Raw genomic sequence first — 13,596 nt, 5'->3', positions numbered from 1 at the left:
CGGGGCCGGGGCGGCGGGGGTCAGTCCTCGCCGTACCGCGGGTCGACCGTCTCCGGGGTGAGGCCCAGGATCTCCGCGACCTGTTCCACGACCACCTCGTGCACCAGCGCCGCCCGCTCGTCGCGCCCCTTGGTGCGGATCTCCACCGGCCGCCGGTAGATCACCACGCGGGCCCGCCGTCCCTCGCGCGAGGGAATCGTGCCGCCCAGCGGGACCGCCTCGTCGTTCCAGGCCTGGCCGGGGCCGTCCAGGCGCGGCACCTCCAGGACGAGGAAGTCGATGTCGGCGAGCTGCGGCCAGCGGCGCTCCAGGCGCTCCACGGAGTCCTGCACCAGGTCCGCGAACGCGTCGGCGCGGCTCGCGGCGAGCGGCACCTGGGGCGGCGCGATGGGGCCGCGCATGCCCCGGCCGTGGCGGTCGCGGCGGCGGGGCCCGGGGCCGGTGGCGCGGGGCGGTACGGGGTTGTCCATCACCGGTGAAGCGTAGTCCCCGCCGGGACCGGCCGCCCGGCCCCACGCGGCATACCGGACGCCGTCCGGCCGCCCGGGACGGCATGTCGCAGGATGACCATTCCAGCCAAGGTTGGGCTCGTTTCCGTATCTCTCCGAGACCGTCGACGTCGAGGCAAATGACGGTGTTTGTACCGAGAGTTGATCGGATGCAGGGCTGCGCCATGCCCTGTGAATGGACGTCCGTGCAGGTCAGGAAGGTGGGGCGGGAGGGGTGTGTGGGGTGATTCACAGCACGACACGGTGGAGTGACCTGGGGGAGAGTCGTCGCGGCCCGCTCAAGAGTGCGGTACCGTCCAACGTCGTGAGCCCTGTACGTCGCTGTTCGCGCACCGCTTGCGGCCGCCCCGCCGTCGCGACGCTGACGTACGTCTACGCCGACTCGACCGCGGTCCTCGGCCCGCTCGCCACCTACGCCGAACCCCACTGCTACGACCTGTGCGCCGAGCACTCCGAGCGCCTCACCGCCCCCCGCGGCTGGGAGGTCGTCCGGCTCCTCGACGGCTCCGCTCCGGCCCGCCCGAGCGGCGACGACCTGGAAGCGCTTGCCAACGCGGTGCGCGAGGCGGCCCGTCCGCAGGAGCGGGCGGCCGGTGCCGCCGGCGGTGCCCGCGCGGCGGACCCGATGGAGGTCGCGCGCCGCGGCCACCTGCGGGTGCTGCGCTCGCCGGACAACTGACCGCACCCTCCCCGGCGTTCACTCCTCGGTGTGCGTTCCGTGCACGTTCCGCTCAGTGACGCACGCCCATTGACGGGCGCTTGTCGCGGACACGACCATTCCGTAACCGGCGGGAAATCGCTTTCCGCATGCCGGAATCCGGGGAGGCGCCCGTGTACGTCCAGCAACTGGAACCCGTCGCCGACTCGCTCGGCCTGTCCGCCCTCGTCGCCGCACTGCCCCTGGTGATCGTCCTGATCCTGCTCGGCGGTGTCCGCCTCAAGGCCCATCTCGCGGGCCTGGCGGGCCTTCTGGCGGCCGTACTGGTCGCCTGGCTCGCGTACGGCATGCCGCTCGACCAGACGGTCTCCAGCGCCGCCCAGGGAGCCGTCTTCGGGCTCTTCCCGATCCTGTGGATCGTCGTCAACGCCCTCTGGGTGTACCGGATGACCGTCCGCACCCGGCACTTCGACATCCTGCGCCGTTCCTTCGGGCGGCTCTCCGACGACCCGCGCATCCAGGCGCTCGTGGTCGCCTTCTGCTTCGGCGCGCTCCTGGAGGCCCTCGCCGGCTTCGGCGCGCCGGTCGCGATCTGCTCGGTCATGCTCGTCGCGCTCGGTTTCGACCCGGTGCGCGCGGCCGTGGTCTCCCTGGTCGCCAACACCGCGCCCGTCGCCTTCGGCGCGATGGGCACACCGGTGGTGACGCTCGCGCAGGTGACGGGGCTGCCGCTGGACGACGTGGCGTCCGTGGTGGGCCGTCAAACGCCGTTGCTGGCCCTGGTGGTGCCGCTTCTCCTGGTCGGCCTGGTGGACGGCCGGCGCGGGCTGCGCGAGACCTGGGTGCCCGCCCTGGTGTGCGGAGTCGCCTTCGCCGTGGCCCAGTTCGCCGCCTCCAACTACGTCTCCGCGCAACTCGCCGACATCGCCGCCTCCTTGGCCGGCGCGGGCGCCCTGGTCGCCGTACCGCACGCGCGTGTGCCCGCCGCCGAGTCGGTACGCGCGTCCGTGCTGACCGGCGCGCGCAGCGAGGAGCTCGACGAGGCAGACCCGCGCCGCGAAGTCCTGCGCGCCTACGCCCCGTACGCGCTGATCGTGGTGATCTTCTCGATCGCGCAGATCCCGGCCGTCAAGGACTGGCTGGCCGAGGCGACCCGGATGTACGACTGGCCGTTCCTGGACGTCGCGGGGCCGGACGGGAAGCCGGTCGGCGGGAACGTCTTCACCTGGCCGATCGTGTCGACCGGCGGCACGCTCGTGCTGATCGCCGGGGTGTGTACGGCCGTTGTGCTCGGCGTGCACGCGCGCGTGGCCGTCAAGGAGTGGCTCGCGACCGTGCGCGAACTGCGGTTCGCGATCCTGACCGTGACGTCCGTCCTGGCCCTCGCCTACGTCATGAACCTCTCCGGACAGGCGGCGACGATCGGCCACTTCGTGGCTGCGGCGGGCGCCGGGCTGGCGTTCCTGTCGCCCGTCCTGGGCTGGTTCGGGGTGGCCGTCTCCGGCTCGGACACCTCGGCCAACGCGCTCTTCGGAGCCCTTCAGGTGACCGCGGCCCGCGAGTCGGGTCTTTCGCCGGAACTCCTGGCCGCCGCCAACAGTTCGGGCGGGGTCCTCGGCAAGATGATCTCGCCGCAGAATCTCACCATCGCGTGCGCGGCCGGCGGACTCGCGGGCCGAGAGGGGGACCTCCTGCGCAAGGTGCTGCCGTGGAGTCTGGGCCTGCTCCTGGTGATGTGCCTGATCGTGGTCCTGCAGAGCTCGCCGGTCCTGGGCTGGATGCTGCCCTAGGACACGGTGCCGGCGACCCCGGAAGCCACGCGGAGGCCTTCTTACCCCGCTCTGACCTGAGGTTACGGCTCGGAGTCCTCTTGGAGACCGCACAGCGCGCACCCATCCGGTACGGGTAGTTTGGGGCGACCGACAGGACTTCAGGAAGGTTGGCCGTGGCTGCTGATCTGTCACAGCTCGTGAAGGCGTACGACGTCCGCGGAGTCGTCCCGGACCAGTGGGACGAGCCGCTGGCCGAGCTCTTCGGAGCGGCCTTCGTGCGGGTAACGGGGGCGGACGCGATCGTGACCGGCCACGACATGCGGCCCTCCTCGCCCGGCCTGTCGCGTGCCTTCGCGCGCGGGGCGGCCGCCCAGGGCGCCGACGTGACCGAGATCGGCCTCTGCTCGACCGACCAGCTGTACTACGCCTCGGGCGCGCTCGACCTGCCGGGCGCCATGTTCACGGCCTCGCACAACCCGGCGCAGTACAACGGCATCAAGATGTGCCGGGCGGGCGCGGCGCCGGTCGGCCAGGACACGGGCCTCGCGCAGATCCGCGAACTCGCCGAGCAGTGGCTGGAGTCGGGCGCTCCGGAACCGGTCGCCGAGCGCGGAACCATCACCTCCCGCGAGACGTTGTCGGACTACGCGGCCCATCTCCGCTCGCTCGTGGACCTCACCTCCATCCGCCCCCTGAAGGTGGTCGTCGACGCGGGCAACGGCATGGGCGGCCACACCGTCCCGACGGTGTTCGACGGCCTGCCCCTGACCGTCGTACCGATGTACTTCGAGCTGGACGGCACCTTCCCGAACCACGAGGCGAACCCGCTGGACCCGGCGAACATCGTGGACCTGCAGCAGCGGGTGCGCGAGGAGTCCGCCGACCTGGGCATCGCCTTCGACGGCGACGCGGACCGCTGCTTCGTCGTGGACGAGCACGGCGACCCGGTCTCCCCGTCCGCGATCACCGCCCTGGTGGCCGCGCGCGAGCTGGCGCGCAACGGCGGCAAGGGCGTGATCATCCACAACCTGATCACCTCCTGGTCGGTCCCGGAGGTCGTCAAGGAGCACGGCGGCACCCCGGCCCGCACCCGGGTCGGCCACTCCTTCATCAAGGCCGAGATGGCGAAGTCGGGCGCGATCTTCGGCGGCGAACACTCGGCCCACTACTACTTCAAGGACTTCTGGAACGCCGACACCGGCATGCTCGCCGCCCTGCACGTCCTCGCGGCCCTCGGCGGCCAGGCAGGTCCGCTGTCCGCCCTCACCGCCGAGTACGACCGCTACGTCGGCTCCGGCGAGATCAACTCCACGGTCGCCGACCAGGCCGACCGCCTGGCCGCGATCAGGTCGGCCTACGCCGACCGCGAGGACGTCACCCTGGACGAGCTCGACGGCCTCACCGTCACCTCCGCCGACTGGTGGTTCAACGTCCGCCCCTCCAACACGGAGCCGCTGCTGCGCCTCAACGCCGAGGCGAGGGACGAGGCGACGATGACGAAGGTGCGGGACGAGGCCTTGGCCGTCATCCGCGCCTGACGGTCCCTTCCCGGGGGCCGGTGCCGCAACGGACGCAGCTCCGGGGGCCACGGCCCCCACCTCGCCCCAACCCCGGCGCCCGGCCCCCCACGGCGGTACCCTGACCAGGCACATCCACGCCACGCGCGCGTACCCGTACACACCCCCGAAGGGACACCCCATGCCGCTCGAAGCCGGCCTCCTGGAGATCCTCGCCTGCCCGGCCTGCCACGCGCCCCTCAAGGAGCAGGACACCGAGCTGATCTGCACCGGCGCGGACTGCGGCCTGGCCTACCCCGTCCGCGACGGCATCCCGGTCCTCCTCGTCGACGAGGCCCGCCGCCCGGCGTAGGGCTTTGGCTCCGCGTAGGGCCCCGCCACCTGTGAGGGGCCGCCTCGCGCAGGGTCCTCGCCCCGCGTAAGCCGGCGCTCGGCACAAGGCCCTCGCCCCATGCGGAGCCGGAGCCCCGCGTACAGCTGTCGCAGGCGCAAGGCCACCGCCCCGCGCAGAGCCGGCAGCCCGGCCCGGGCAGAGCCGACGCCCGCGCAAGCCCCGCCCGCCCCGTCGCCGCAGGCACCCCGCCACCCCGACGAGGCATCCGTACCAGCCCCACGAGGCACCAAGGAAACCCCGGCGATCGGAGGCTGCCGCCCATGCTCGACGAGTCGCTGCTCGACACCCCCGAGGCACTCTCGGCGGCCGACCACCGCGGACTGCTGCGCGGTGCCGCCGAGGCAGGCGCCCGCGTCCGTACGGCGGCCCGGCACGCCGCCGAGGCAGGGGTCAACGACCTCAAGCCCGACGGCCGCCCCCGCGCCGTCCTCATCGCAGGGCCCGGCGCCGCCGCCACCTGCGCCGCCGACCTCCTCGGCACGCTGGCCGGCCCCGGCAGCCCCGTCATCCGCCTCGCCCCCACCGGCGTGGCCCCCGCCGCCGGCGCCCTGCGCTGGGAGCTCCCGGGCTGGGCCGGCTCGGTCGACCTGCTCCTGATCACCACCCCCGACGGCACCGAACCGGGCCTCTCGCTCCTCGCCGAGGCGGCCTACCGCCGCGGCTGCACGGTCGTCGCCGTCGCCCCCGCCGGCACGCCCCTCACGGAGGCGGTGGAGGGCGCCCACGGCCTCTTCGTACCGATGGCGACCGCCCCTTACGAGCAGGACGAGGAGCAGCAGCTCGCCGCGTCCGCCCCCGGCGTCCTGTGGGCGCTGCTGACGCCCCTGCTCGTGCTCCTGGACCGCATCGGCCTGCTCACCGCCCCGGCGGACGCCGTCGAGAAGGTCGCCGACCGCCTCGACCACATCGCCGAGCGCTGCGGCCCCGCCATCGCGACCTACAGCAACCCCGCCAAGACCCTCGCCGCCGAACTCGCCGACGCGCTGCCGGTCGTCTGGACCGAGGGCGTCTCGGCCGGCCCCGCGGGCCGCCGCTTCGCCGCCGCGCTCGCCGAACTCGCCGGCCGCCCCGCCGTCGTCGCCGAGCTCCCCGAAGCCCTCGCCGCCCACAGCGCCCTGCTCGCGGGCCCCCTCGCGGCCAGCGCCGACCCGGACGACTTCTTCCGCGACCGCGTGGAGGAGGCCCCCGCGCTGCACGCGCGCGTGGTGCTCCTCCGTGACCGTCCGATCGGCGGCCTCACCGCCGCGCCCGCAGCCCGTGACCTGGTGCTGAGCCACGACACGCCGATCAGCGAGCTGGAGCCGGAGGAGGGCGACGACCTGGAGACCCTCGCCGAACTGATCGCCATCACGGATTTCGCCGCCGTTTACCTGGCGCTCGCCTCGGGAGCCTGATCTTGACGCCGACGCCCTGACCGCCGTACGCCCCGCGAACACGAGCAGTCGTACGCACGAAGAACCGGCAGAAAGAACCGCAACCGCATGGATCGCCTCGACAACACCATCCGCCCCTACGCCTGGGGTTCCACCACCGCCATCCCCACCCTCCTCGGCGTCGAGCCGAGCGGTGAGCCGCAGGCGGAGATGTGGATGGGCGCCCACCCCGGCGCCCCCTCGCGCACCGAACGCGGCACGCTCGTCGAGGTCGTCGACGCCGATCCGGAGCGGGAACTCGGCCCGGCCGCCGTCGCCAGGTTCGGCCCCCGCCTGCCCTTCCTCCTCAAGATCCTCGCCGCCGGCGCCCCGCTCTCCCTCCAGGTGCACCCCGACCTCGCCCAGGCGAAGGAGGGTTACGACGACGAGGAGCGCCGAGGCATCCCGGTGGACGCCCCGCACCGCAACTACAAGGACGCCAACCACAAGCCCGAACTGATCTGCGCGCTCACCGAGTTCGACGGCCTGTGCGGCTTCCGCGACCCGCTCCGGGCCGCCGACCTGCTGGCCGGCCTCGGCGTCGACTCCCTCAAGCCCTACGTGGACCTGCTGCACGCGCACCCCGAGGACGCCGCCCTGCGCGAGGTCCTCACGGCGATCCTCACCGCCGACCCCGAGGAGATGCGGCACACGGTCGCCGCGGCCGCCTCCGCCTGCACCCGCCTGGGCGGCGAGTACGCCCCCTACGCGGACATCGCCCACCACTACCCGGGCGACCCGGGCGTCATCGCCGCGATGCTCCTCAACTACGTGCGCCTTCAGCCCGGCGAGGCCCTCTTCCTGGGCGCCGGCATCCCGCACGCGTACCTGAACGGCCTCGGCGTCGAGATCATGGCCAACTCAGACAACGTCCTGCGCTGCGGCCTGACCCCCAAGCACGTCGACGTCCCCGAACTCCTGCGCATCGTCCGCTTCGAGGCGAGCGACCCAGGCGTGCTGCGCCCCGAGGCGTCACCGGACGGCGAGGAGGTCTACGAGACCCCGATCGACGAGTTCCGGCTCTCCCGGTACGTCCTCCCCGAGGGCACCGGCGCGCACGACCTCACCCGCGCGACCCCGCAGATCCTGCTGTGCACGGCCGGTTCGGTACGGGCCGGCGAGCACGAACTGCGGCCCGGCCAGTCGGTCTTCGTCCCGGCCGGCGAGAAGGCCGAGGTGTCCGGCGCGGGCACGGTATTCCGGGCCACTGTCGTCGCATGAACTCGGATATTGCGATCGTATGACCGGACTTGTGGATACCTGACGCGCCGTCGCCGGACAGGGCTGCAAGAATGGCCCACCGGCAAAGCACGGGCAAAGGCCTGGACGGCGTAGGTACGAAGGCGAAGGGACAACGCGGACACATGAGCGCGTCAGGCGGGACCAGGGCGATCGTGGCGGCACTCGGCGCGAACCTCGCGATCGCGGCATCGAAGTTCGTTGCGTTCGCGTTCAGCGGCTCGTCGTCGATGCTCGCCGAGGGCGTCCACTCGCTCGCGGACTCCGGCAACCAGTTCCTGCTCCTGCTCGGCGGCAAGAAGGCCGAGCGCGAGGCGACCCCGCAACACCCCTTCGGCTACGGCCGCGAGCGGTACATCTACGCCTTCCTCGTCTCCATCGTCCTGTTCTCGGTCGGCGGCATGTTCGCCGTCTACGAGGGCTACGAGAAGATCCGCCACCCGCACGACGTCGAGCACTGGTACTGGCCGGTGGGCGTGCTCGTCTTCGCGATCATCGCCGAGGGCTTCTCGTTCCGGACGGCCATCAAGGAGTCGAACGAACTGCGAGGCAAGCTGTCCTGGTCGCAGTTCATCCGCCGCGCCAAGGCACCCGAGCTGCCGGTCGTCCTCCTGGAGGACTTCGGCGCGCTCATCGGCCTGGTCCTCGCCCTCGGCGGCGTCGGCCTGGCTCTGCTCACCGGCGACGGCGTCTGGGACGGCATCGGTACGGTCTGCATCGGTGTCCTGCTCGTCCTGATCGCCCTCGTGCTCGCCGTCGAGACCAAGTCCCTCCTCCTCGGCGAAGCCGCGGGCGTGGACGAGGTCAAGAAGATCGAGGCCGCCATCGTCGACGGCGACACGGTCACCGGCATCATCCACATGCGCACACTGCACCTCGGCCCCGAGGAACTGCTGATCGCCGCGAAGATCGCCGTCCAGCACGACGACACGGCCGCCGAGGTCGCCTCCGCGATCAACGCCGCCGAGGCCCGCATCCGCGAGGCCGTCCCCATCGCCCGCGTGATCTACCTCGAACCCGACATCTACAGCGAGACCGAGGCCGCGAAGGGCCCTGACCGCGAGGCAACGCCGGGAGGCCCGGCACCGCATCCGGCGGGGCACTGAGGGGCAGCGGGGCACGCAGGGGAGCGGTAACAGGGGAGCGGTAACGGGAGGGGGACGGGGAAGGGGCACGGGCGGAAGAGGTACGGGCGGAAGCGGTACGGCAAGGTGCGAAAGTGCCGGTTGCTGCTGGTCTGTTGCCTCCTGTTCGCCCGTTCGCCGGTGTCCTGTTGTCGCTGTCCCCGCCCTTCCCTGCCTTCACCCGCGGCGCACCACGATCGGCGCGATGTGTTCGAAGGCGGACTGGGGGCGGCCGGGTCGGCCGGTGTAGCTTGGAACAGAGCCAGACGTCGCTGCTGATGGCGGTCGGGCGGTCCCACCGCGGACCGGCCGAGGGAGAGAGGGCCTCCGACGGACTGCGCTGCGCGCACGCGGGCATGCCTGTGTCCTCTTCTGGCACTCCTGTATCCGCCGCCGCGCAGAACAGCCGTACCCGACCTCGCCCCAACCCCGAGGAGCAGCTCGCAATGACGACTGTCGACAACCGACAGGACTTCAAGGTCGCCGACCTCTCCCTGGCCGACTTCGGCCGCAAGGAGATCACCCTCGCCGAGCACGAGATGCCCGGCCTGATGGCGATCCGCAAGGAGTTCGCCGCCGCCCGGCCGCTGGCCGGCGCCCGGATCATGGGCTCGCTGCACATGACCGTGCAGACCGCCGTCCTGATCGAGACCCTGGTCGCCCTGGGCGCCGAGGTCCGCTGGGTGTCCTGCAACATCTTCTCCACCCAGGACCACGCCGCCGCCGCTATTGCGGTCGGCCCCAACGGCACGCCCGAGAACCCGCAGGGCGTCCCCGTCTTCGCCTGGAAGGGCGAGACCCTGGAAGAGTACTGGTGGTGCACGGAGCAGGCCCTGACCTGGCCGAACAGCCCCACCGGCGGCCCGAACATGATCCTGGACGACGGCGGCGACGCCACCCTCCTCGTCCACAAGGGCGTCGAGTACGAGAAGGCCGGCAAGGTCCCCTCGGTCGACACCGCCGAGAACGAGGAGCACCGCGTCATCCTCGAGCTCCTCAACCGCACCATCACCGAGGGCTCGCAGAAGTGGACCCAGCTCGCCTCGGAGATCCGCGGCGTGACCGAGGAGACCACGACCGGCGTCCACCGCCTGTACGAGATGCAGCGCGACGGCGACCTCCTGTTCCCGGCGATCAACGTGAACGACGCCGTCACCAAGTCGAAGTTCGACAACAAGTACGGCTGCCGCCACTCCCTGATCGACGGCATCAACCGTGCCACCGACGTCCTCATCGGCGGCAAGACCGCGGTCGTCTGTGGCTACGGCGACGTGGGTAAGGGCTGCGCGGAGTCCCTGCGCGGCCAGGGCGCCCGCGTCATCGTCACCGAGATCGACCCGATCTGCGCCCTTCAGGCGGCGATGGACGGCTACCAGGTCACGACGCTCGACGAGGTCATCGACAAGGCCGACATCTTCGTCACCACGACCGGCAACAAGGACATCATCATGGCCTCGGACATGGCCAAGATGAAGCACCAGGCGATCGTCGGCAACATCGGTCACTTCGACAACGAGATCGACATGGCCGGCCTCGCGAAGATCCCCGGCATCGTCAAGGACGAGGTCAAGCCGCAGGTCCACACCTGGAAGTTCCCCGACGGCAAGGTCCTCATCGTGCTGTCCGAGGGCCGCCTGCTGAACCTGGGCAACGCGACCGGTCACCCGTCCTTCGTGATGTCCAACTCGTTCGCGGACCAGACGCTGGCCCAGATCGAGCTGTTCACCAAGCAGTCCGAGTACCCGATCGGCGTGTACACGCTGCCCAAGCACCTGGACGAGAAGGTCGCCCGCCTCCACCTGGACTCGCTCGGCGTGAAGCTGACGACGCTCCGCCCCGAGCAGGCCTCCTACATCGGCGTGAAGGTCGAGGGCCCGTACAAGTCGGACCACTACCGCTACTGAGCAGTCCGGTACTCGCAGTCCGGCATTCAGTTGCCCGGCACTCCGTAGTCCGGCACCACCCGTGGCGAGCGCGTCGGTGCGCTGACGCGCTCCCCACCGGCAGTTCCTCCGAGGCAGGCCCCCGCACCCCCGTGTCGGGGGCCTGCCCCTTCGGCCCCGCGGCCCTTCGGTCGGGCCGGCCCGTCAAGACCCAGGACCCCCATGCCCCGCGGCCGTTATTCGCTCCACGATCCGCACGATCACACCCCCCTCGCAGAAGAGCACTTCCACTGCGCCCCCGGCCCGTCCGGTTGGCGTTACGTCTCCCAGCTCATCGCCCCTTCGGGCGAGCACAGCGGCTCCGTCGACCTCGCCCTCGACGAACTCGGCCGCCCCATCCGCCTCGAACTCCATGCCGCGGGCTGGCAGGTGCGCGGCGCCGCCCTGGACGGCGTCACCTGGGTCCGCACGGACCCCACCGGCGCCGATGCCACCGAAGGCAATGTCCGCGCCCACGCCTTCACCGGCACCTCCCCCGCGTTCCTCATCGCCACCAGCCGTCTCCTGCGCCTCACCCCTTCCGCCTCGGCAACCCGCGTACGCCTCGTCGCTTTCACAGACCCCGTCCTCGCCCCGCGCACCGTGGACCAGTCCTGGGCTCTGGTGAACAGCGAAACACACGCCACTGACAACGGCCCTCTGACCGTGGACGAATACCAGGTCACAGCCCTGGACACGGGCGAGCAGCACGCGGTGCACATCGCCGGCGACGTCGTCATCGCGGCACCCGGCATCGAGCTGGAGGACCTCGCCTCACCGCCGTCCGTATTCGACTGAGCGAGGCGAGGGGCGGGCCGACCGGGTGCGCTTTGTCTACGCCGGGGGCGCGAACCCGGTTGTGCCGCGGGGCTTGGAGGTCTCGGCGGGGGAGGGGGCGGTCGGCGAGGTGCCTTGCGGGGCGGGGAGCGGCGCGTGGGGCGGCTCGGCCACGGGCGCGGTGACTGACGGCACCGGAGCGAAGGGGTCGGGGGCTACGGGTGCCGTAGCCACAGGCGTCGTAGCCACAGGTACCGGCCCACTCGTCGCCGGACCCTTCGCGAAGGCCCGCCGTACCTCCCGCGCTTGCCGTTCCTGCAACACGGCCGCCAGATACGCCGCCGGCGGAACCCCCTGCGGAACCGGCGTGCCCGTCCGAGCCGACAGATCCGAGGCGAGCCGCTCCGCCATGGCCCAGCCGACCTGCGGATCCAACTGCTGCATCCGCGCCAGATACTGACGGACGGCGAGCCACAACCCGTCGGGAACGGCGGACAGATCGAGCTCCGTGAACCGCCCGGCCAGCCAGGGCGGCGGAGGAGGCAGGAAACCGGTCCGCGCGACCGGCACCCGCTCGCGTACGACGAGAGTGCCGGCGAACACGTCGCCGAGCCGCCGCCCGCGCGCCGACACGAGCGAGGCGATACACGCGACGACACCGAACGTCATCAGGATCTCGAAAACGCCGATCCCACCGCGGACCAGCGCATGCCGGAACCGGATGGGGCCGCCGTCGTCCCGGACGACCCGCAGCCCGCACGCCAGTTTCCCGAGCGACCGCCCATGGCTCAGCGTCTCGACCACGATCGGTCCGCCGACCAGGACCAGCACGAAGGTCGCGATCGACACCGCGACCTGTGCCGCGTCGTCCATGGAGGCCGTGGCCGCGACAACCCCGATGGTCAGGGCGATATAGACGGCCATGGCCACGATCAGGTCGAGCAATATCGCAAGCGCCCTGCTGGGCAGCCTCGCGGGGCGCAACTCCAGCGCCACCGCCTCGCCCGTCACCAGCTCACTCACGCCCGTCGTCCTTCCCCTGGCCTGCCCTGCGAACAGCCAGTCTGCCAAGCTGAGAGCGCATCGCGCCCCAGTACGACAAGCTGACTCCCACGACGAGCCGCCGACGATCAGCCGAGGAGCAGGCAAACCGATGGACCTCGACGTCTTCGTCACCGCCCACCGGGCCGAGTGGGACCGTCTCGACGCACTGCTCGGCCGCCAGCGCCGTCTCACCGGTGCCGAGGCCGACGAACTCGTCACGCTCTACCAGCGCACGGCCACCCACCTCTCCCTGATCCAGTCCAGCGCACCCGATCCGCAGCTGACCGGACGACTCAGCCAACTCGTCGCACGCGCGCGTAGTGCGGTAACAGGAACGCGACGTGCCTCCTGGCGAGACGTCACACGCTTCCTCACCCACGGTTTCCCGGCCGCGGTGTACAGATCCCGACGCTGGTGGGTCCCCACGGCACTGCTCTCCACGGTCGTCTCGGTCATCCTGGGCTGGTGGATCGGCACCCACCCCGAGGTGCAGGCGAGCATCGCCGCCCCCAGCCAGCTACGTGAGCTCACGCGCCCAGGGGGCCAGTACGAGACGTACTACTCGAGCCACCCAGCGGCCTCCTTCGCCGCCCAGGTGTGGACGAACAACGCCTGGGCCGCCGCCCAGTGCCTCATCCTGGGCGTCTTCCTGGGCCTGCCCGTGCTCTGGATCCTCTTCCAGAACATGCTCAACCTCGGCGTCGGCTTCGGCCTGATGTCCTCGGCCGGCCGCCTCGACACCTTCCTGGGCCTCGTCCTCCCGCACGGCCTGCTCGAACTGACCGCGGTCTTCGTGGCCGCCGGCACGGGACTGCGCCTCGGCTGGACGGTCATCGACCCGGGCCCACGCTCCCGGCGCACCGCCCTCGCCGAGGAGGGTCGAGCCGCGATCGGCATGGCGATCGGTCTCGCCCTTGTCCTTTTCGTCTCCGGCGCCATCGAAGGCTTTGTCACCCCGTCGGGCCTGCCCACATGGGCCCGCATAGGCATCGGAGTCACCGCCGAGCTGGCCTTTCTCGCATACGTCTTCGTCCTGGGCGGCCGTGCGGCACGCACCGGCGAGACGGGTGACGTCGAGGCGGCCGAGCGCAGTGCCACAGTGCCGACTGCCGCCTGATGTGCGGACACGCCTGCTGAGCTGTTAGTCTCTCCTTCGCCCCGCAGGGATCGTTGACACGGACCAAGCGGGGAGGTAGATTCGAACAGTTGCCTGGAACCGGATCCTGTC

12 protein-coding genes are annotated in these 13,596 nt (G+C 71.5%); 10 read left to right on the top strand and 2 right to left on the bottom strand.

Annotated elements, in window-relative coordinates:
* Positions 1-20 precede the first annotated feature (20 nt).
* Entirely contained in the window at positions 21-470 is a 450-nt protein-coding gene (locus tag ACQEWB_RS19655) for a metallopeptidase family protein (protein ID WP_432843893.1), read from the bottom strand.
* Between the two features lie 292 nt (positions 471-762).
* Between ACQEWB_RS19655 and ACQEWB_RS19650 the strand changes: the two genes are divergently transcribed.
* From ACQEWB_RS19650 to ACQEWB_RS19610, 9 genes are all read left to right on the top strand, one after another.
* Entirely contained in the window at positions 763-1,188 is a 426-nt protein-coding gene (locus ACQEWB_RS19650; protein ID WP_432843891.1) for a DUF3499 domain-containing protein, read from the top strand.
* A gap of 152 nt (positions 1,189-1,340) precedes the next feature.
* On the top strand, positions 1,341-2,957 hold the full coding sequence (locus ACQEWB_RS19645; RefSeq protein WP_432843889.1) for an L-lactate permease: 1,617 nt from the start codon (positions 1,341-1,343) through the stop codon (positions 2,955-2,957).
* A gap of 155 nt (positions 2,958-3,112) precedes the next feature.
* Positions 3,113-4,477, top strand: coding sequence for a phosphomannomutase/phosphoglucomutase (locus tag ACQEWB_RS19640; RefSeq protein WP_432832713.1), 1,365 nt, complete (start codon positions 3,113-3,115; stop codon positions 4,475-4,477).
* A 160-nt stretch (positions 4,478-4,637) separates the two neighbouring features.
* Positions 4,638-4,808, top strand: coding sequence for a Trm112 family protein (locus ACQEWB_RS19635; RefSeq protein ID WP_242765862.1), 171 nt, complete (start codon positions 4,638-4,640; stop codon positions 4,806-4,808).
* A gap of 302 nt (positions 4,809-5,110) precedes the next feature.
* Positions 5,111-6,244, top strand: coding sequence for an SIS domain-containing protein (locus ACQEWB_RS19630; RefSeq protein ID WP_432832710.1), 1,134 nt, complete (start codon positions 5,111-5,113; stop codon positions 6,242-6,244).
* An 87-nt stretch (positions 6,245-6,331) separates the two neighbouring features.
* On the top strand, positions 6,332-7,483 hold the full coding sequence (manA, locus tag ACQEWB_RS19625; RefSeq protein WP_432832708.1) for a mannose-6-phosphate isomerase, class I: 1,152 nt from the start codon (positions 6,332-6,334) through the stop codon (positions 7,481-7,483).
* A 143-nt stretch (positions 7,484-7,626) separates the two neighbouring features.
* Positions 7,627-8,607: a cation diffusion facilitator family transporter gene (locus tag ACQEWB_RS19620; protein ID WP_432832706.1), complete on the top strand. Its 981-nt coding sequence runs from the start codon at positions 7,627-7,629 to the stop codon at positions 8,605-8,607.
* Between the two features lie 464 nt (positions 8,608-9,071).
* A complete protein-coding gene (gene ahcY, locus ACQEWB_RS19615; RefSeq protein WP_432832704.1) occupies positions 9,072-10,529 on the top strand; it encodes an adenosylhomocysteinase in 1,458 nt (485 codons plus the stop codon).
* 201 nt (positions 10,530-10,730) lie between these two features.
* Positions 10,731-11,345, top strand: a complete 615-nt coding sequence (locus ACQEWB_RS19610; protein WP_432832702.1) for a hypothetical protein — start codon at positions 10,731-10,733, stop codon at positions 11,343-11,345.
* A 36-nt stretch (positions 11,346-11,381) separates the two neighbouring features.
* Here the strand turns inward: ACQEWB_RS19610 and ACQEWB_RS19605 are convergent, their stop codons facing one another.
* A complete protein-coding gene (locus ACQEWB_RS19605; protein ID WP_432832700.1) occupies positions 11,382-12,347 on the bottom strand; it encodes an RDD family protein in 966 nt (321 codons plus the stop codon).
* A gap of 130 nt (positions 12,348-12,477) precedes the next feature.
* On the opposite strand from ACQEWB_RS19605, the gene ACQEWB_RS19600 reads away from it, so the two are divergent.
* Complete coding sequence (locus ACQEWB_RS19600) at positions 12,478-13,485, top strand: stage II sporulation protein M (protein ID WP_432832698.1); 1,008 nt, start codon at positions 12,478-12,480, stop codon at positions 13,483-13,485.
* Positions 13,486-13,596: the final 111 nt, after the last annotated feature.

Origin of the sequence: Streptomyces sp. CA-249302 (assembly GCF_050936785.1) — a bacterium.
Taxonomy (GTDB): Bacteria; Actinomycetota; Actinomycetes; order Streptomycetales; family Streptomycetaceae; genus Streptomyces.
The sequence above is the reverse complement of the archived record's forward strand: the minus strand, read 5'-3'. Positions and strand labels throughout refer to the sequence as shown.